This window comes from Pedobacter glucosidilyticus DSM 23534, from assembly GCF_000425145.1.
GTDB classification, from domain to species: domain Bacteria; phylum Bacteroidota; class Bacteroidia; order Sphingobacteriales; family Sphingobacteriaceae; genus Pseudopedobacter; species Pseudopedobacter glucosidilyticus.
The window spans coordinates 120,648-140,228 of the sequence record NZ_AULF01000003.1 but is presented as its reverse complement, the minus strand read 5'-3'; the positions used below and the strand labels follow the sequence as shown (position 1 = coordinate 140,228).

The window sequence follows — 19,581 nt, the reverse complement described above, 5'->3', positions numbered from 1 at the left end:
ATGAAATGCATTAACATATTTTTAATTGCAGGATTGGCCCTAGGACTGCTATCCTGTAAAAAAGAAAGTCCGATTACAGATTTAGGTAATACACTTGATAATAATGCCCACAGAGCAACTTTAAGAGTTACTTTAAATAACAGAACACCCGCAATAGGAGACTCTATTATTCTTACAGCCTCTACATGGCATATTAATGACATTATTGATAAAGTAGAATTTTCTGAAACTGTAGTAGAAAAGTATGCAGTAAACCTTGTTTTGAATAATACTACTTTAAATTCTTTTGTGGATGATGTACCCGTATATCTTGTAGTAGATTCTGTTGAAACAGATAATATCTACTATACCATTATAAACGAGAATAATGAGCTGAACAAATTTTACGAAACACTTAGCGATGCTTACGTTATCAGAAATGTTTATAAAAAGTTTGTACCACAGGATATTAAGGATGCAGAATTAATCAATGCGCTTTCTGATGAAGGATTTGCCTCTTTGAAAGATCATTTGAGTAGAAATATTAATGTTTTAGATTATAGAGCTTTATTTCCAACGGCACCTACTAGTGATATTAGTGGTGGTTCCTTAACAGCAGCCGGAAGAGCTAATCTAAACGCTAACTTAACCAGGCAGCTTTTGATTAATAATGCTTTGAGGACGGCAACTAAAAAAGGAGAGCTGATTACAAATCTGAAGGTAAAGGTAACCTCACAAAATAAAGCCTTTAACGAAGTATTAACAGTTTTTCAGGCTAAATATTAGACATATTAAAGATGAAAAAATATTTATTGTATTTAATGGCGGTTTTTTTGTTTGCAGGAGCTTGCAAGCAAGATGAAATCAGCAGAATTGAGCCCACGGGAGAATTTGATGTTTATTTTGATTTTCCTCAGGGTAATATCACCGCTCCAACCAAACTTATTTTAACAAACCGTTCAAGGTTTTCAGAAAGGTTTTTATGGAACTTTCCGCAGGGTAAAATTTTAACTAATGAAGGGCTACAAGATATATCTTCTAGTACCAAGATTGTGCCTGATACTATAGTGTACGAACTGCCAGGCACCTATAAAGTAACCTTAACAGCTTGGCAAGATGGTAGGGTGGATTCTTTGGTTAGAGAGCTTGTTGTAAGAAAGAGAACCCCAGTTATTACAGCTCCAGCCAATATAGAGGTGTTTAATGATTACGAATTTCAGGCTTCTGCCTTTAAATTTCCAGATAGAGATATTACATTCTCATGGGATTTTGATGAGCCAGGTTTAGTTTCAAATGAACAAAATCCAACTGTTGCTTTTGAAAGAGAGGGTCTTCATACCATAACATTAACTGTTAATGATGGTGAAGAAATACTAACGGTAACCAGGATTATTGAAGTAAAAGGTGAGCTGGCAAGAAGCTTGTATTTTACAGATGCCATTACCCAGAGGATTTATAGACTAAGTTTTGCGCAAAACGCAGTTGTTCAACAAACTAATATTGCTACAACTTTACACCCATTATCTATGAGTGTTTTTAATAACAGAATTTATGTTGTAGAGACAGGTAAAGGATTAAGGTTTAGTTCAGGTGTAAATGCAGCCCCTGATGGGAATATTACTTCTTATGATATTAATGGTTCTAATCCGGTAATTTTAACCAGGTCTTCCAACTTTGTAGCACCTCCTGCACCACAAGTTGTTGATTATAGAAATGATCCATGGATGCATACTTTTGATAATAGCGGAAATATTTGGTTTACAGAACGAAACGGTGGGGTAAGAACAGTACCTCTTAACGCTGTGGATGCACAGTATCCACTATCAAGATTTGCTCTAACTGCAGCAAATGCTGGCGTATCAACTGCTACTTATTTTGATGGTGATATAAAATTTGTAAATAATGAGCTTTGGCTTTCTAAAACCGGTACAACAGGAAAAGGAATCTGGAGATTTAGTACAGCTGGAAACTTCATTGCACCATTAGGTGGAAACATTATGAATTATGCCATCAGATCATTTGTAGTAGACCAAGTGCATGGTAAGATTTATTTTGCTGTTAATGTTGGGGCTTATGGTTTGTACAGAGCAGATCTTGATGGTAACAATGTAGTAGCTATTGATAATGGCCCAAGTATGCAAGTAGCAGCAAATGCTTTTTCACAAGAAGGTTCTGCAAATGAATGGGTTTACATAACTGGTTTAGCATTAAATTTAGATGCCAGTTTACCAACTGGAGGGTATTTATATTATGGATACCGTAGCGATTTGGATATATCAGGTGATCCTAACGCCCCTACAATTAGAAATAATCCTGCAGTAAACTCAGGTGTGAAAATATATCCTTTGGATGGTAGTACTGCCCCAGCCTTTATACCAGCTACCAGAGGTTATGCACCTTATGGTATTGCTATAGACAATGTTAGAAGATAAATGAATATTAAGACTGTCCTTTTTTTAAGGGCAGTCTTCTAAAAATTTAGAATGATGAAAAAAGTATTTTATATCTATTTTTTAGTCCTGATAACCATTCAGGCTTGTCAGAAAGAGGTAGCTATAGTTCCTGACGGTTATAATACTGGAGCCGTGAGAGAGAAACCTACAACTCCTTATGTGTCAGATAGAAATTTTAAAGTTGTAGCTTATTATGCCGAAGGCAGAGAACCAGATTCTATAGAATTAGCTAAGTTTAAAATGATCACCCATTTACATTTTGCCTTTGCTTATCCAAATGCAAATGGTACACTTAAAGCTATAGCTCGTCCGGCTAATTTTGAGAAAATGAAAAAATTAGCTAAAGAAAATGGGGTAAAGTTTGGTGTTTCTATAGCTGGAGTATCAGCCGCAGAAAAGCAGATTTATGAAAATATTGTAAAAGACCCTGCATTAAGGTCGGTCTTTATAAAGAATATCGTAGATTTTGCGGTTGTTAATGACCTTGATGGTATAGATATCGACTGGGAATACCCTACAGCAGATAAAGGGCAACACATTACTTATGAAAGTTTCATGAGAGAGCTTTCTACAGAACTACACGCTTGGCATAAATATTTAAGTGCAGCGGTTACTGCAGGTGTTTTTCCTGGTGGAATTAGAGATGGTATTACCCTTGGAGCTGTAGAGGCTATGGATTTTATTAATCTTATGGCTTATGATGGCGCTGGTTATAAGGGAAATCCTAACCATGCTTCATTGGTACTTACTGAGGATGTTATCAATTACTGGTTAAACCAAAAAGGTATCCCTAAAGAAAAAGCTGTAGTAGGTATACCTGCTTACGGTAAAAATGCAGCGAATGCCGCTTTAACCTTTAGAGATTTGATACGTCTTGGTGCTGATCCTGACGCTAATTCTTTTACTAATTCTGATGGTATAACCTATTATTATAATGGTATCCCTACTGTGAAACAAAAAGCACAAATGGCAAAAAATAATGCTAATGGAATTATGTTTTGGGAATTTTATCAGGATATAAATGGTGATAAATCTCTGTTAAAAGCTGCAAATGATGCTATAGGCAGAACTTACTAAACCTTAACAAAATCTTTATTATTTAAAGAGGCTGTCTCCAAAAATCGTATTTGTCCTGATTGGAACAGATTTTAGATGTTATCTAATTCGCTCAGAAAAGGCTTCGACTCCCTGCTTACCTAAAGCAGGTGCTCCGCCTGATGCAAAGAGTACTGATTGGAGACAGCCTTTTAAAAAAAAACTTTTTATGAACAAAAGGTATAACCTGCTATTGCCTATACTTTTCTTTTTATTAGGTGGTAAATTAGTTGCACAGCAAACACCTAAAACAGAGTTTAGAGCTGTTTGGGTTGCAACAGTTAAGAATATTGACTGGCCTTCAAAACCAGGACTTCACTCTTCTTCACAGCAGGAAGAATTAATTAAACTATTTGATGAGCATGAAAAAAATGGCATGAATGCTATTTTTTTACAAGTAAGACCATCAGCAGATGCGCTTTATGCTAAAAGTAACGAGCCCTGGACCATGTTTTTGTCTGGTAAACAAGGGCTTGCTCCAGAGCCATTTTATGATCCATTGGCTTTTGCTATAGCAGAAGCACATAAGAGGGGTATGGAATTACATGCATGGTTTAATCCTTACAGAGCAACAAATGATTTAGATACGGCTAACGTATCTTCCAATCATTTACTTTATAAAAAGCCTGATTGGTTTTTTACCTATGGTACAAAGAAATATTTTAATCCAGGTTTACCCGAAGTAAGAGACTATATCACTAAAATTATCACCAATGTGGTAAGAAATTATGATGTAGATGGGGTGCATTTTGATGATTATTTCTATCCATATCCAGATAAGCAAGCCATGCCTGATAGCTTGACTTTTAAAGCATACCCTAGAGGGATAATGACGATAGATGATTGGAGACGAGATAATGTTGACCTATTGATTAAACAAGTATCTGATAGTTTAAGGGCTATTCAGCCCTATCTAAAGTTTGGTATTTCTCCGTCTGGGATATACAGAAATATGAAAGAGGATCCCCAAGGTTCAGAAACTACAGGTTTTCAACATTATAGCCAACTATATGCTGACAGTAAAAAATGGTTACAACAAGGTTGGATAGATTATATCAACCCTCAAATATATTTTCCATTTAACTATGCACCAGCTGCTTATGAGAAGTTGGTAGATTGGTGGGCTAAAAATGCTTTTGGTAAGCATGTCTACATAGGACATGGGGTTTACCGTTTAGTAGAAGATAAAAATGGTTGGAATGATAAGCAACAAATGCCTAATCAAATCAGATATTTAAGAAATAATCCTCATATACAAGGGAGCGTTTTTTTTAGTTCTAAGTCTGTAACCCATAACCTCGGAGGTTTTCAAGACTCTTTAAGGCAAAATTTTTATAAATATAAAGCTATACCACCAGTAATGACATGGTTAAGTGATACTGCGCCTTCGGCACCGGAGCATCTTATAGCAAAAAAGGAAAAAGGTAAAATTATATTGAGTTGGAAGTCTGCAAATCAAATGGGTGTTTCATCATCAGTAAGAAAATATGTATTGTATCAGTTTGATAAGAAAGAAGAAATTGATCTGGGTAATCCGGCAAAAATTATTAAAGTTATTTGGGCTCCAGCTAATCAAATAGAACTTCACATTAATAAGCGTAAGAAACATCAATACATCTTAACAGCCTTAAATTTTAATAACAGAGAAAGTAAACCGTCTAATATTATAAATAAGTGATGCGTTTTTATGCGTTTTTTTTAAAAAAAATTGCGTTTTTGCGCATTTATTTTTATATTTAATAATCATCTAAGTGCTAATATTACCCAATACGTTCAACTTAAAAAAGATTGTATGAAAAAAAACTTGTTTTCAGTGCTAATTTTACTTCTTTTGGCTACGCTTCATGCGATAGGACAAGAGACAGTAGTGTCTGGTACAGTTACATCATCCGAAGATGGTTTAGTATTACCAGGAGTTTCCGTCCAGATTAAGAGCTCGGGTCAGGGGACTCAAACAAATGCAGAGGGAAAGTTTACTTTAAGAGTTAAAGCAAACGATGTGCTTGTATTCTCTTATTTAGGATATGTAAGCCAAGAACTCGCAATTAATAATCAAACGAATATTAATGTCAGTTTAAAACAAGATAACAAGGCATTAAATGAAGTTGTAGTAACTGCTTTAGGTGTTAAGCAAAATAAGAGATCATTAGGTTACTCTGTACAAGAAATTACAAGTCAGGATATTACTTCTACCAATCAGGCAAATCCTTTGAACGCTTTAAAAGGTAAAGTTGTAGGTGTACAGATAACAGGTTCTGGTGGAGCTGCCGGTGCTGGTACAAGGGTACAAGTAAGAGGTATTAATTCCTTAAGCCCGTCTGCGGATAACCAGCCATTATTTGTTATAGATGGTATACCTGTGTCTAATGCTACAGATAATTTTGGGGCAGATAATTTTCAAACACCAAATCGTATTGCAGACATCAATCCTGATGATATTGAATCCATGACCATATTAAAAGGGCCTGCTGCATCTGTTCTTTACGGCCTAAGAGCAGCTAATGGTGCTGTTGTTATCACCACAAAATCTGGTAAAAGCGGCAGAACAGAGGTGAGTTATAGGACATCTTATAGCTTTGACGACGTAGCTAATACTCCTCCGATACAAACAAGATATGGTAACGGAAACAACGGTGCTTTAGCAAGCAATGTTAATACATGGGGACCTCCAATTGCACCAGGTACAGCAGTTTATAATCCTTATGATTTATATTTTAAAACCGGGCATCAATTGCAAAACTCGGTAACCTTAAGTGGTGGTAATGATAAGGCCAATTACTATACTTCATTTTCAAATTTTGATCAAACAGGTGTTACTCCAAATTCTGAATACGGAAGAACATCAGTAAAAATGGCTGGTACTTACAGAGCGTCTGATAAACTGAAATTTGATGCTTCTGCTAATTATGTTAATTCTGGTGGTACAAACCCTAGAACAGGTATCAGTTCTGGTGCGATTTTTTATCTGATGCGCCATACTAATACAGTGAATCCAGCTGATTATCTTAATCCCGATGGTTCTCAGAAAGTATATAATGCAGCTATTGATAACCCTTTCTATTTTTCTGAAAATTCATTCTTAACAGATAAAGTAAATAGGATAATTGGTAATACTGGTGTTGATTATTCTCCAAATAACTGGTTAAATTTTAACTATAAGGTGGGAGTAGATCATTATACCGATTTTAGAAAATCTTATAATGAAGTTGGTTTACTAATCTCCAGACTGGGATCCATGTCTGAACAAAGAATTGGTTATTCTGAGATAAATTCAAACTTTTTGGCTAGAGCAACCAAGCAAATTAATGAGGATTTTTCTGCTACTTTTTTGTTGGGACATTCTTATACCGCAATTAAGCGCTCTAGCTTAAGTACCAATGGTTCTCAAGCGGTTGTTCCGGGTTTAGAAAGTATCAATAATTATGTTGTTTATACAACTGCCAGCGCAAATCCTCAAAGAAATATTATTGGTGTCTTTGGAGATTTAAAATTGGCTTATAAAAATCAATTGTTTTTGGATTTAACGGCAAGAAATGATTGGTCTTCAACTTTACCAAGAGATAACCGTTCATTCTTTTATCCATCTGCAAGTTTAGCATACATATTTACTGATGCATTAAACCTAAGTAAAGAGTCTTTTTTATCATTTGGTAAATTGAGAGCGTCTTATGCAGAGGTAGGTAAAGATGCAGACCCTTATCAGATTGGTGTTTATTATTCTACTTTACAAGCTTTTAGCGGAGTTAGTGGAATCAATAGGAATATAACTTTTGGTTCAGAAACATTAAGACCAGAAAGAACAAAGGGGTTAGAGTTTGGTACTGAATTAAGATTTTTTAAAGATAAAATAACTTTAGATGCTAATTACGCCATCACCAATAGCGTTGACCAAATTGTACCCGTACCAGTAAGTTATGCTTCCGGATTTGATTTATTTGTTACCAACGCAGGTGAGATAAGAAATAATTCTTTAGAATTTTTATTAACAGCAAATATCATCAGCAATAAAGATTTCAAATGGAATTTAAATGCAAATTGGTCTCAAACAAAAGGTAGAGTATTATCTATGCCAGAAGGGGTTAATGAGATTACTTTTAATCCAGAAAGTCCATGGAATAAACAAATTATAAAAAGAGGAGGTAGACCAGGCGACTGGTATGGTTGGCCTTATAGAAGAGTAACTGATGACCCAACCGGTGTAAATAATGGCAAATTATTGATAGGTAATGATGGATTTCCAATTGTGCCACAACCCTTATCAGAAAATTATTTAATAGGTAATGCTTTTCCAGATTGGATTGGTGGTTTGGGATCTTCTTTTAGCTATAAAAACTTTGATTTCTCTTTTCAGTTTAACTTTAGAAAAGGTGGATTTGTAAATGATATATCTAAATGGCAAAGATATATTACCGGTATAGGAGCCGAAACAGAGTTGAGAAATGCTGTAGTTGTATTTAATGGAGTTAGAAATGTTGGAACTCCTACAGCCCCTCAATATGTTGTTAATGAAACTCCTGTTACGATAGATCAAAACTTTTATAATAACGCATTCCAATATAGGTTAGCTCCAGAAAACAATGGTTTTCAGGATGGTTCATGGATAAGATTGCAAAATATTTCTTTAGGATATCGCCTACCTAAATCCTTATTGCCGAACAGTAGCTTTGTTAAATCAGCATCATTATCTGTTACAGCAAATAATTTATGGGTAACAACTCCTTTTGTTGGTTTTGATCCTGAGTCTAGTACCTATGGTGCAGCATCAAATGCAGTTGGATATGTAGGAACAGGTATACCTACTACAAGAAATATTTATTTGGGTTTAAACGTTACCTTCTAACTTTAACAATATGAAAACGAATAAAATTAAAATATTAACTTATGCTTTTTGTGGCCTAATGGTCATGAGTTCATGCGAAAAGCAACTCGATATTAACCAAGACCCTGATAGGTTAACGGGCGGACAAGTTACAGAAGCTGGATTATTACCATCCGCCATACAATATACTGCAACTTCTTTTTGGAATGTTGGACAATTTGGTAATTTCTATCCTCAATATCTGGCAGGTAATGCTAATCAAGCCGCTAATATTGATTCTTATAATCCTTATGGTTTTGATAATATTTGGGAATCAGCATATTTAAGAGCTCTTCCTACACTGAAAGATTTAAGAGAGCGAGCAGAGCAAAATAACTTACCGCATTATGCTGGTATCGCAAAACTGTTAACTGCTTTAACTTTGATGCAGAGTACAGATATTTGGGGAGATTTACCTTATTCAGAAGCTTTTAATCCATCTGTTACTTTAAGCCCTAGATATGATTCGCAAGAAGATATATATAACAATTATTTAAAAAGCTTGTTGGACGGTGCTATTGCTGATTTATCTCAACCACAACCTGCATTAGCAAGTGCTAGAGTAGGTACAACAGATTTATTTTATAGAGGTAATATAGATAGATGGTTAAGAGCGGCCTATACTGCAAGAGGAAGATATTATATTCATTTATCCAAAAAGAACGCTGCCAATGCAGCTTTAGCCGTAACAGATATAGACAGAGGTATTAATGATGCTACTGGAGCTTCTGACTTGCAGCTTGTTTATACTACAGAAAGGAATCATCCTTGGTTTACCAATTTGTCTGTAACGGCAGCAGCGTCACGTTATGCAAGACCCTCTAAATATTTTGTAGATCTTTTAAATGGAAGTTTAACAGGTGTTTATCCTGCATTATTTGATCCAAGATTACCTTTACTTGTTGATAATGGAGGTGCAGCAAGTTATATAGGTCGTCCGGTTGGTACACAAGACAATGAGCAAGGAGCAAATTTGGCTAATACCGATATTACCGCTAATACTTATTATGGTAAAACTACTTCTCCTGTCCCAATTTTAACTTATGCCGAAGCTCAATTTATTAAGGCTGAAGCCTTGTTTAGTGTAAATAAATTAGAGGCTTATAATGCTTATTTAAGTGGTATTAGAGCGAGTATGCAAAAATTTGGTGTAAGTACTGCCAATGCAGATTTATATGTTAATAACCCATTAATTTCAAAAGGTTTTAATGCTTTAACATTATCTGATATCATGCTTCAGAAATATATTGCTTTATTTTTACAGATGGAAACATGGACAGATATGAGGAGATATGATTACGATACCAACATTTATAGAGGTTTAACTCCGCCTTTTACCAATAGAACTAATGGTGCTGTACAATGGATTCAAAGAGGGAATTATCCAGATAATGAACCTGGCAGAAATCCAAATGTTCCTAGAATTCCTAATCAAGGTGTTAAATTATGGTTGTTTCAATAAATGATAAAGTTATGAAATTATATAAATTTAGATATTTAATGGTTCTTTTAGCATTACCTATATGCTTTACTGCATGTGAAAAAGATGCTGACCAATGGCTTAAAGATAATGTTACCGTGATAGGTAAGTTACCTGTAATAGCTGGCTTTAGTATAACGCCAACACAAGCTAACAATAATGTAACAGCTGGACAAAATGTAAGATTTGATCTTAGATACTGGTCTGATGATCCTATTGATAAGGTTGAACTTAAAGCAACCGTAGGAACAGGTACGCAACAAACAGTTTCTACCACTCCTTATCAAAGTGCTTATTCTAATGTTTCTAAGACAGACTCTCTTCTTTTAAATTATACGGTACCCAATGTTAGTGTTGGTACCACTATAAATATGCAGGTGGTTGTTACTAATAAAAATACCTTAACTAAAAGTTCAAATCTAGTTTTGACAGTAAGATAAAACTTGTAGGCCGAATGATATTGTAAAAAATATATTCGGCTTATACTTTTAACTTTTGCGTTATTTTGCGTTAATTTGTTTGATAAACGCATATATCGACAATATGATATTTATGAGGCCAATTTTGATTTTTTTGTTGTTGTTAGGATTCAATTCCTTTGCTCAACCCTTCAAATTTGCTCATGTTACAGATACCCATATTGGTAATGTAACAGGTGCTGATGATTTACGTAGAACCGTTAAGGATATCAATCGTAACTCTGAACTTAAATTTGTTATCGTATCAGGTGATGTAACTGAATTTGGCTCTGATGAAGAGCTAAAATTGGCTAAGCAGATTTTGGATAGTTTAAACAAGCCTTATTATGTAACTCCGGGTAACCATGATACCAATTGGTCTGAGAGTGGCGGAAATTCATTTTTAACTACTTTTAAATCGGGTACTTTTACCTTTACTTATAATGGATACAGGTTTGTAGGTACTGGTTCTGGTCCGTATATGAGGATGGGGCCGGGTCAAATTCCTAGAGAAGATATTGTTTGGCTAGACTCTGTTTTAAATACCGTTAAGGATAGAACTCCAATTATTTATGTGAATCATTATCCGCAGGATTCTTCTTTAAACAATTGGTACAGCGCTATCGATATTCTCAAGAAAAAGAATATCCAATTGATGCTGTGCGGGCATGGTCATCAAAACAAAAAATATGAATTTGAGGGTATTCCAAACGTGATGGGACGTTCTAATTTAAGGGCTAAAGATACTGTTGGAGGTTATAACATTGTTACTATAGCCAATAACGAAGCTACATTTACCACTCAAAAACCTTTAACTGATTTAAAAGAAACTTGGTTAAGTGTAACACTTAAAGACCATGCTTTTCATCTTCAGCCAAGTAACTATCCACGACCAAATTTTGCTGTAAATAAGCAGTATCTTCAGGTAAAAGTGAAGTGGGAGTTTCAGGATGATAGTGATTTGGGTGTTGGTATAGCTCAATTTAAGCATTTATTTATCAGTGCTAATACCAAAGGTGAGGTTTATGCTTTAACCAAGACTAAAGGAAAGCAGCAATGGAAATTTCAAACACAGGGTAAAATATACAGTACCCCTTATGTTTATCAAAATAGTGTTTTAGTTGGCTCTACAGATGGGTATTTGTATTGTTTAAATGCTAAAACTGGAAATTTAGAGTGGAAGTATAAAACAGCTAAAGCTATTTTGGGCAGTCCTTTAGTTATGGATAATAGGGTTTATTTTGGCTCGTCTGATGGGCATTTTAGAGCTTTATCTGTAACTGATGGAAATTTAATCTGGGACTATCCGCAAGTTAAGGGTTTTGTGGTAACCAAGCCACTTTTGTACCAAGGCAAGCTGTATTTTGGTAGTTGGGGAAATTATTTTTATGCTTTAGATGCCAAAACAGGTAAAGAGGCTTGGAAATGGACCAATGGCTCTGCCAACAGGATGTATTCGCCGGCCGCATGTTGGCCTGTTGCTGCAAATGGTAAAGTTTTTATTGTAGCACCAGATAGGTATATGACCGCTTTTGATGCCGAAAGTGGAAAAGTTATCTGGCGGGAGACGTTAGCAAATAACAGGGTAAGAGAATCTATAGGTTTATCTGTTGATGAACAATTGGTTTATGCTAAAACCATGGATGGTAAAATTATAGGCGTTTCTACATCGGCAGAAAATTTTAAGGTTAGCTGGGAATCTCCATTACAATTGTCTTATGAGCTTAATCCGGCAGCTATTACAACCTATAAAAATCAAGTTTTTATATCTACCCATTCTGGTTTAGCTGTGGCGCTTAACCAAAAGGATGGAGCGGTAATTTGGAAACATAAAACCTCAAATTGTTTAATCAATACCATTAAACCCATCCGTAATAATGCAGTAATGGTAAGTACAATGGATGGCAAAATAAGCTATCTAAAATATAAGCAACATGATTAAAAAACTCATCATATTTTCCCTGATGTTATTATCAGGCGGAGTGCAGGCGCAAGAATTTTTACAAGTTTCTAAGGCTTCGCAACAATGGGCAGATAGCGTTTATAAAAAGCTAAACAGGAGAGAGAAAATTGCTCAACTCATGGTATTGAGGTTATCAGAAAGAAGTGGTGATTCTGCTATTTTTTATACCAAAGAAGTATCAAGATATATCCAAAAATATAACATTGGTTCTATTTGCCTTTTTCAGGGGAAAGCTATCCAACAAGCCCTAACGGTTAATCAGCTACAACAGCAAGCCCGTACACCTTTAATGGTTTGTATAGATGGCGAAACTGGTGTTGGGATGCGCTTTGATGACATCTTACGTTTCCCCAATCAATTAACTTTAGGTGCTGTAGCCAATGCAGATTTAGCTTATCAAATGGGGCATGCTATGGGTATACAATGTAAAAGGGCAGGTATACAGGTTAATTATGCGCCTGTGGTTGATATCAATAACAATCCTGCTAATCCGGTAATAAATGTAAGGTCTTTTGGGGAGAGCAAATACAAAGTAGCTAGGTTTGGCATAGCGCTTACGCAAGGTATGCAGCAAGCAGGTGTGATGGCTTGCGCTAAACATTTTCCGGGGCATGGCGATGTAAGTGTTGATTCTCATTATGATTTGCCGGTAATCCCTAAATCTAAATTACAATTAGATTCTTTAGAGATTTATCCTTTTAAAGAAATGATTAAAGCTGGTGTTGGCAGTATGATGATGGGGCATTTATACATCCCAGCTATTGATGCTACAGTTAATCAAGCTTCCTCCTTATCCAAAAAAAATGTAACTGATTTGGTAAGGAACGACTTAGGTTTTAAAGGGATTAATTTTACCGATGCGCTGGAAATGAAAGGTGTTGCTAAGTTTTATCCGCAAGGTGAGGCAGCAGCACAGTCTTTAATTGCAGGTAATGATATGTTATGTTTGCCTGGCGATATTAAAGGGAGCATCAAAAGGATTAGAAAAGCTATCCGTAAAAAAGAATTAAGCTGGGAAGATATACAGGCTAAAGTAAATCGTGTTTTAATTGCTAAATACAATTTAGGTCTTTATCAAGTACCTGTTATTGATACTATAAATTTAGTTAACGAGCTTAACGAGTTGGTTGTTCCTTTAAAAAAGGAAATCTATAAGCAAGCTATTACAGTGCTTAAACAAACAGATTCTACCATTTCTCCGCTTAACTATAAACAAAAAATAGCATTTGTAGGTGTGGGTTTAAAAGCTGAAAATCATTTTTCTGAGCTCTTGAAAAATACCTATACGGCAGATAGCTATTGTTTACCTTACGATGCGACTGAAAAAGAAGCCAATGTTTTATTGCAGCAATTACAAAGCAAATACGATGTAATGATTATTGGTGTGCATCAATACACAAAATACCCGGCTAACAATTTTGGTATTAGTCAAACAGCCATCAATTTTATTAAGCAGGTTAACCTACAAAATAAAGCTATTAACATTGCTTTTGGTACACCTTATGCCATGAGTAATTTTACCGATTTAAACAATCTGGTAGCTGCTTATGAGGATGATAAATTGATGCATGAAGCCGTTTTAAGTTTTTTAAAAGGTGAGATAAAAGCCAATGGTACTTTGCCAGTAAGCATTGGTGGGGGCTATCATTTTGGGTTTGGCATTGCAAATAAATAAAAGAGAGAGAATTAAAAAAAATAAACATGGAAATTGTAACAGAAAAAGAATCTAACTACCACGACTTAGATAAAATGAGCGTTGGAGAAATTTTATATAACATCAATAAAGAAGACCAAACAGTTGCCGATGCTGTTGCTAAAGCTATTCCTCAACTGGAGAAATTAGCGACCATTACGGCCGAGAAAATGAAAAAAGGTGGTCGCTTATTTTATATAGGTGCTGGTACTAGTGGCAGGTTAGGCGTTTTAGACGCATCAGAATGTCCGCCTACTTTTGGTGTTCCGTTTGATTGGATTGTTGGTATTATTGCAGGTGGAGATACTGCCATACGCAGAGCCGTAGAGTTTGCAGAAGACGATACAGAGCAAGCCTGGAAAGACTTGCAAGAATTTGATATTACCGAAGACGATGTGGTAGTAGGTATTGCAGCATCAGGCACTACACCTTATGTGATAGGAGGATTGAATACCGCCAATGCACATGGTATTGTTACAGGTTGTGTAGTTTGTAATGTGGGTAGTCCGGTGGCTGCAGAAGCACAATACCCGGTAGAAGTAGTTGTTGGTCCTGAGTTTGTTTCTGGCTCTACCCGTATGAAATCTGGTACAGCACAAAAACTTATTCTCAATATGTTAAGTACCAGTGTTATGATTCAACTGGGTCGTGTAAAAGGCAATAAAATGGTTGATATGCAATTGACTAATCATAAGTTATTTAGCAGAGGTATTAACATGATTATGCAAGAAACAGGTAAAGACCACGATGTTGCAACGCAATTACTAGAAAAATATGGTAGCGTAAGAAAAGCTATTGAAAGTGTTCTTATTAGCCATTAAAAATTAAATCATACATGGAGCCCATTACGCTATTATCTTTTTTAATCATTTACTTTTTGGTGCTTATAGGGGTATCATATTTCACCTCTAAAGGCTCATCAGATAATGCTAGTTTTTTTATTGCTAACAGAAACTCTAAGTGGTATTTTGTTGCCTTCGGGATGATAGGTACTGCACTTTCGGGTGTTACATTTATCTCTGTTCCTGGTGCTGTAGATAAAAGTGCTTTTGGTTATTTTCAATTTGTTTTAGGAAATGCTGTGGGCTTTGTTTTGATAGCTACGGTATTGCTACCTTTGTACTATAGGTTAAATATCATTTCTATTTATTCTTACTTAGAGCGTAGACTAGGTTTCTGGAGCTATAAATCTGGAGCCATGATCTTTTTGGTTTCTCGTACCATAGGCTCTGCTTTTAGATTGTATTTGGTAGCTATTGTATTACAGAAATTTATTTTCGATGCATGGAATGTGCCTTTTTGGATAACCATCATCATTTGCTTGTTATTGATATGGTCTTACACTTTTAAAGGAGGTTTAAAAACCATTATCATTACAGATACCTTACAAACAGTATTCTTACTTTCATCTGTTGTATTGTCTATCTATTTCATCGCTAAAAGTTTAAATCTTGATATTGCTAGCACTATAGAAACAGTTAAAACCAGTAGTTATTCGCAAATTTTCTTTTGGGATGATTTTGTGGGTAATAGAAATCATTTTATTAAACAGTTTCTAGGTGGTTTATTTATCACTATTGCCATGACAGGCTTAGACCAAGATTTGATGCAGAAAAACTTAAGCTGTAAAAATATAGGTGAGGCACAAAAGAACATGCTTACCTTTACAGGGATATTTGTTTGTATCAATATTTTCTTTTTAAGTGTGGGAGCTTTACTTTATACTTTCGCTGCAGCCAAAGGTATTGATGTAAAAGCTTTAGGTACACCAGACCATCTTTTTCCAGAAATAGCCTTAAATTATCTAGGAGTAGTGCCAGCCATTGTTTTCATGTTGGGTTTAACTGCCGCTACATTTGCTACAACAGATTCTGCTTTAACAGCCCTTACCACTTCTTTTTGTGTAGATTTTTTAGGTTTCGATAAAAAGCAAGATCAAAATTCATCAAAACTGGTTAATATCAGGCATTATGTTCATATTGTTTTTTCGGTATTGATTTTTCTTGTGGTATTGATATTTAAACTTATCAACGATGATTCTGTTGTTAATGCTATTTTTAAAGCTGCAGGGTACACTTATGGACCTCTGTTAGGCTTATTTGCTTTTGGGATGTTAACTTACAGAAATGTAAAAGATAGTTTAGTTCCTATTATTTGTATTTTATCGCCAATTTTGTCTTTTGTTATTGATGCTAATTCTTTAAGCTGGTTTAATTATTCGGTAGGTTTCGAGTTGATCATTATCAATGCTGCGATAACCTTTTTATGCTTATTAGCCATTAGTAATCAAAGAGAAAAAGTATTAAAATTTTAGATTAAAGCTATTCTTATGCAACATATAGGCGAGTTACTCCTGTCAGTTTTACCAAAGGAAAGAATTAAAACCCGACTGATAGATTTAGTAGCTTATGCTTCAGATGCAGGTTTTTACCATTTACAACCCAAAGCTGTTGTACAACCTGTTTCTGTTGATGAGGTTATTGCACTTTTTCAATTTTCCTTAAAACATCAAATTCCTTTAACCTTTAGAACTGGCGGAACCAGTTTATCTGGCCAATCCATCACAGATGGTATTTTGGTAGATTTAAGTCAGTATTGGGATAAAGTTATTGTAGAGAACGAAGGTAAATATGTAAGGGTACAACCTGGGGTTATTGGTGCTAAAGTAAATCATACCTTAAAGAGATACGGTAAAAAAATGGGTCCCGATCCATCTAGCATCAATTCTGCTATGATGGGGGGGATACTTTCTAATAACTCTAGTGGGATGTGTTGTGGTGTTAAACATAATTCTTACCACACAACTAAATACATACGTTTCGTTTTACCAAATGGGCTCGTTTTCTCAACCGAGTATCCACAAGATTACCAAAGATTTAAAGAAGAATGCCCGGCTATTTATCAGCAAATCATCCATTTAAAAGCTCAAATTACTGCTGATGAATCTGTACGGGATTTTATCAGAGCTAAATATCAAACTAAAAATACCGTTGGCTACTCGGTAAATGCCTTTATAGATTATGATGAGCCTTTAGATATTTTAGCCCATTTATTAATTGGTGCCGAGGGAACTTTAGGCTTTATAGCCGAAGCAGTTTTAGAAACTTTAGATGATTATAAAGAGAAATCTACTGCTTTATTATATTTTCCAGATATTTATGAAGCTTGTAAGGCTATCATCCCGTTAACGGTTTCTGGTGCAGAGGCAGTGGAATTGATGGATAGGGCTTCTTTACGTTCTATAGAGCACATTAAAGGTGTACCCGATATTTTAAAATCTTTACCAGAAAGTGCTTCGGCTTTATTGATAGAATATCAGGCAAATACGCAGGAAGATTTACAATTAAAAATCAATCAGTTTTTTGCTTTAGCACCAGATTTAAAGCTTTTAAACAGTGCAGAGTTTACTACCGACCCTTACCAGCAAGACTTTTTATGGAAGTTGCGTAAGGGGATGTTCCCATCAGTAGGTGCGGTAAGAGCTAGTGGTTCTACCGTTATTTTAGAGGATATTGCTGTGCCGGTAGCACATTTAGGTGATGCCATTTCTGATTTGCAAGTACTTTTTAAGCAATATCAATACGATAACGCCATTATTTTTGGTCATGCTAAGGATGGTAATATCCATTTTGTGGTGACGCAATCTTTTAATACACCAGAAGAAATAAAGCGTTATGATAGCTTTTTAAAGGATGTGGTTAATTTGGTTGTTCACAAATACAAGGGTACTCTAAAAGCAGAACACGGAACAGGCAGAAATATGGCTCCTTTTGTGGCTACCGAGTGGGGAGAAGATATTTATCAGGTGATGAAAGCTTTAAAAGAGCTGATAGACCCTCAGAATTTATTAAATCCGGGTGTTATTATCAATGCTCATAAAGAAGCTCATATACAGTATTTGAAAGATTTACCTTCTGTAGAAGAAGAGGTAGATAAATGTATGGAGTGTGGCTATTGCGAATACATTTGCCCGAGTAGGAATATTACGCTAACACCTCGCCAGCGTATCGTGGTAAGGCGTGAGTTGGTTAACTTACGTGATAAAAGAGCATATCAAAAGCATGAAGAATTATTGCAGCAGTTTCAATACGATGGTATGGATACCTGTGCTGTTGATGGTTTATGCGCTACTGCTTGTCCGGTAGAAATTAATACCGGTGATTTAATTAAACGCCTGAGAAGAGAAAGTCATAACAGGTTTGCCAATAACACAGCGCTGTGGGTAGCGAAAAACTTTGCTTTGGCAGAAACTTTTGCTGGTTTAGGTGTTAAAATAGGAGAAGGCTTAAATGCTGCTTTTGGTAAAAACAGCATGCGTAGTTTTACTAAGGTTGTAAAAAAGCAAATCCCGAGTTTCCCTTTATGGTCTAACCAATTAAAAACTACTGGTAAAACAGCTATTCTTAAACAGCATGATGCTTTAAGCGGTGTCGTTTATGCGCCTACTTGTATCTCCAGAACAATGGGAGGTAGCGTAGAAAAAGGGAAAAAGAATATCATCTCTACCATGGCTGCTATTTCAGAAAAAGCAGGTTTAAGCTTTATCATTCCAAAACAGATTGATGGTTTGTGTTGCGGACAAATTTTTTCTTCTAAAGGTTATCAGGATGCTTATCAGTATACCAGCAACCAAACTATAGAAAAATTGTGGGCAGCATCAGACGGTGGCAAGTTGCCTGTGATGTTAGATATCAGCTCTTGTACTTATACTTTACAGGGATGTAGAAGGGTGCTTACAGATGCTAATAAGCAAAAATTTGATGCGCTTAAAGTCATAGATAGCATTGATTATATAGCAGATTATATCATTCCAAGGATTCAGCATATCAAAAAAAAGAAAAATATTGTGCTGCACCCAGTGTGTTCTTTAAAGAAGATGGGTTTACAGCAAAAATTTATAAAAGTAGCACAGTTTTTTGCTGATGAGGTTACTGTTCCTTTTAGTGCAGGTTGTTGCGGTATGGCAGGAGATCGTGGCTTTCTTTTTCCGGAATTAACAGCTTCTGCAACTTTGCCAGAAGCCCAAGAAGTTAATGCTTGTGGTACTTTTGATGGTTATTATTCTAGCGGAAAAACTTGTGAAATGGCCATGTCTGAAGCGGTAGGGCATAACTATGAGTCTATTGTATATTTGGTTGATGAGTGTTTGGAGGGAGTAGTTGGTTAGGTTTTAGTTGGTTAGTTTTTAGTTGGTTAGTTTGTTAGGTTTTAGTTTGTTAGTTCTAAAATATGAGGACTTATCTTGTGCTCGTTTGTAACGAGTGCTTAATGTGGTTTTACGATTTCATCGTTTTTAATCTTTAAGGCTTAATTTTTTAACCACAAAGTTCGCAGAGGTCACGGAGTTGGATGGTGAGTTTTATTGATTGATTTTTGAATGAGAGAATGATTGATTTTGTATCAGTTGCATGTTGTATCTATATGGGACATTTTAGAGATTTTTAATTTTTCCTTTTTAATTTTTAATTTTTCATCTTGTGCTCGTTTGCAACGAGAGCTTAACATGGTTTTACGATTTCATCGTTTTTAATCTTTAAGGCTTAATTTATTAACCACAAAGTTCGCAGAGGACACGGAGCTGGGCGGATATCCTAGACACGAG

12 protein-coding genes are annotated in these 19,581 nt (G+C 35.5%); all 12 read left to right on the top strand.

The genetic code is table 11. The features are described from left to right. The 12 genes from H510_RS0100675 to H510_RS0100620 all read left to right on the top strand — a co-directional run bounded on the left by H510_RS0100675 (position 1) and on the right by H510_RS0100620 (position 19,146). Positions 1–765 (top strand): hypothetical protein, encoded by a 765-nt coding sequence (locus tag H510_RS0100675; RefSeq protein WP_026902542.1) that lies wholly within the window; start codon positions 1–3, stop codon positions 763–765. An 11-nt stretch (positions 766–776) separates the two neighbouring features. Further along, on the top strand, positions 777–2,411 hold the full coding sequence (locus H510_RS0100670) for a PKD domain-containing protein (RefSeq protein WP_026902541.1): 1,635 nt from the start codon (positions 777–779) through the stop codon (positions 2,409–2,411). A 51-nt stretch (positions 2,412–2,462) separates the two neighbouring features. Beyond that, positions 2,463–3,509: a glycosyl hydrolase family 18 protein gene (locus tag H510_RS0100665; RefSeq protein ID WP_026902540.1), complete on the top strand. Its 1,047-nt coding sequence runs from the start codon at positions 2,463–2,465 to the stop codon at positions 3,507–3,509. A 187-nt stretch (positions 3,510–3,696) separates the two neighbouring features. Further along, positions 3,697–5,205 (top strand): glycoside hydrolase family 10-like protein, encoded by a 1,509-nt coding sequence (locus H510_RS0100660; protein ID WP_036691459.1) that lies wholly within the window; start codon positions 3,697–3,699, stop codon positions 5,203–5,205. Between the two features lie 114 nt (positions 5,206–5,319). Continuing rightward, a complete protein-coding gene (locus tag H510_RS0100655) occupies positions 5,320–8,367 on the top strand; it encodes a SusC/RagA family TonB-linked outer membrane protein (RefSeq protein WP_026902538.1) in 3,048 nt (1,015 codons plus the stop codon). Between the two features lie 10 nt (positions 8,368–8,377). Beyond that, the gene (locus H510_RS0100650) at positions 8,378–9,847 is read left to right on the top strand and encodes a SusD/RagB family nutrient-binding outer membrane lipoprotein (protein ID WP_026902537.1); all 1,470 of its coding nucleotides are present in this window, start codon (positions 8,378–8,380) and stop codon (positions 9,845–9,847) included. An 11-nt stretch (positions 9,848–9,858) separates the two neighbouring features. Beyond that, positions 9,859–10,305 (top strand): hypothetical protein, encoded by a 447-nt coding sequence (locus H510_RS0100645; RefSeq protein ID WP_155977757.1) that lies wholly within the window; start codon positions 9,859–9,861, stop codon positions 10,303–10,305. Between the two features lie 112 nt (positions 10,306–10,417). Next, positions 10,418–12,265 (top strand): outer membrane protein assembly factor BamB family protein, encoded by a 1,848-nt coding sequence (locus tag H510_RS0100640; protein WP_036691456.1) that lies wholly within the window; start codon positions 10,418–10,420, stop codon positions 12,263–12,265. Further along, complete coding sequence (locus tag H510_RS17955; RefSeq protein WP_036691453.1) at positions 12,258–13,961, top strand: glycoside hydrolase family 3 protein; 1,704 nt, start codon at positions 12,258–12,260, stop codon at positions 13,959–13,961. The genes H510_RS0100640 and H510_RS17955 overlap by 8 nt, the downstream gene beginning before the upstream one ends. A 26-nt stretch (positions 13,962–13,987) precedes the next feature. After that, positions 13,988–14,800 carry an N-acetylmuramic acid 6-phosphate etherase gene (gene murQ, locus H510_RS0100630; RefSeq protein WP_026902534.1) on the top strand — a complete coding sequence of 271 codons (813 nt, stop codon included), beginning with the start codon at positions 13,988–13,990 and terminating at the stop codon, positions 14,798–14,800. A gap of 14 nt (positions 14,801–14,814) precedes the next feature. Then, positions 14,815–16,293, top strand: a complete 1,479-nt coding sequence (locus H510_RS0100625; protein WP_026902533.1) for a sodium:solute symporter — start codon at positions 14,815–14,817, stop codon at positions 16,291–16,293. Positions 16,294–16,308: 15 nt separating this feature from the next. Beyond that, a complete protein-coding gene (locus H510_RS0100620) occupies positions 16,309–19,146 on the top strand; it encodes an FAD-binding and (Fe-S)-binding domain-containing protein (RefSeq protein WP_036691450.1) in 2,838 nt (945 codons plus the stop codon). Positions 19,147–19,581: the final 435 nt, after the last annotated feature.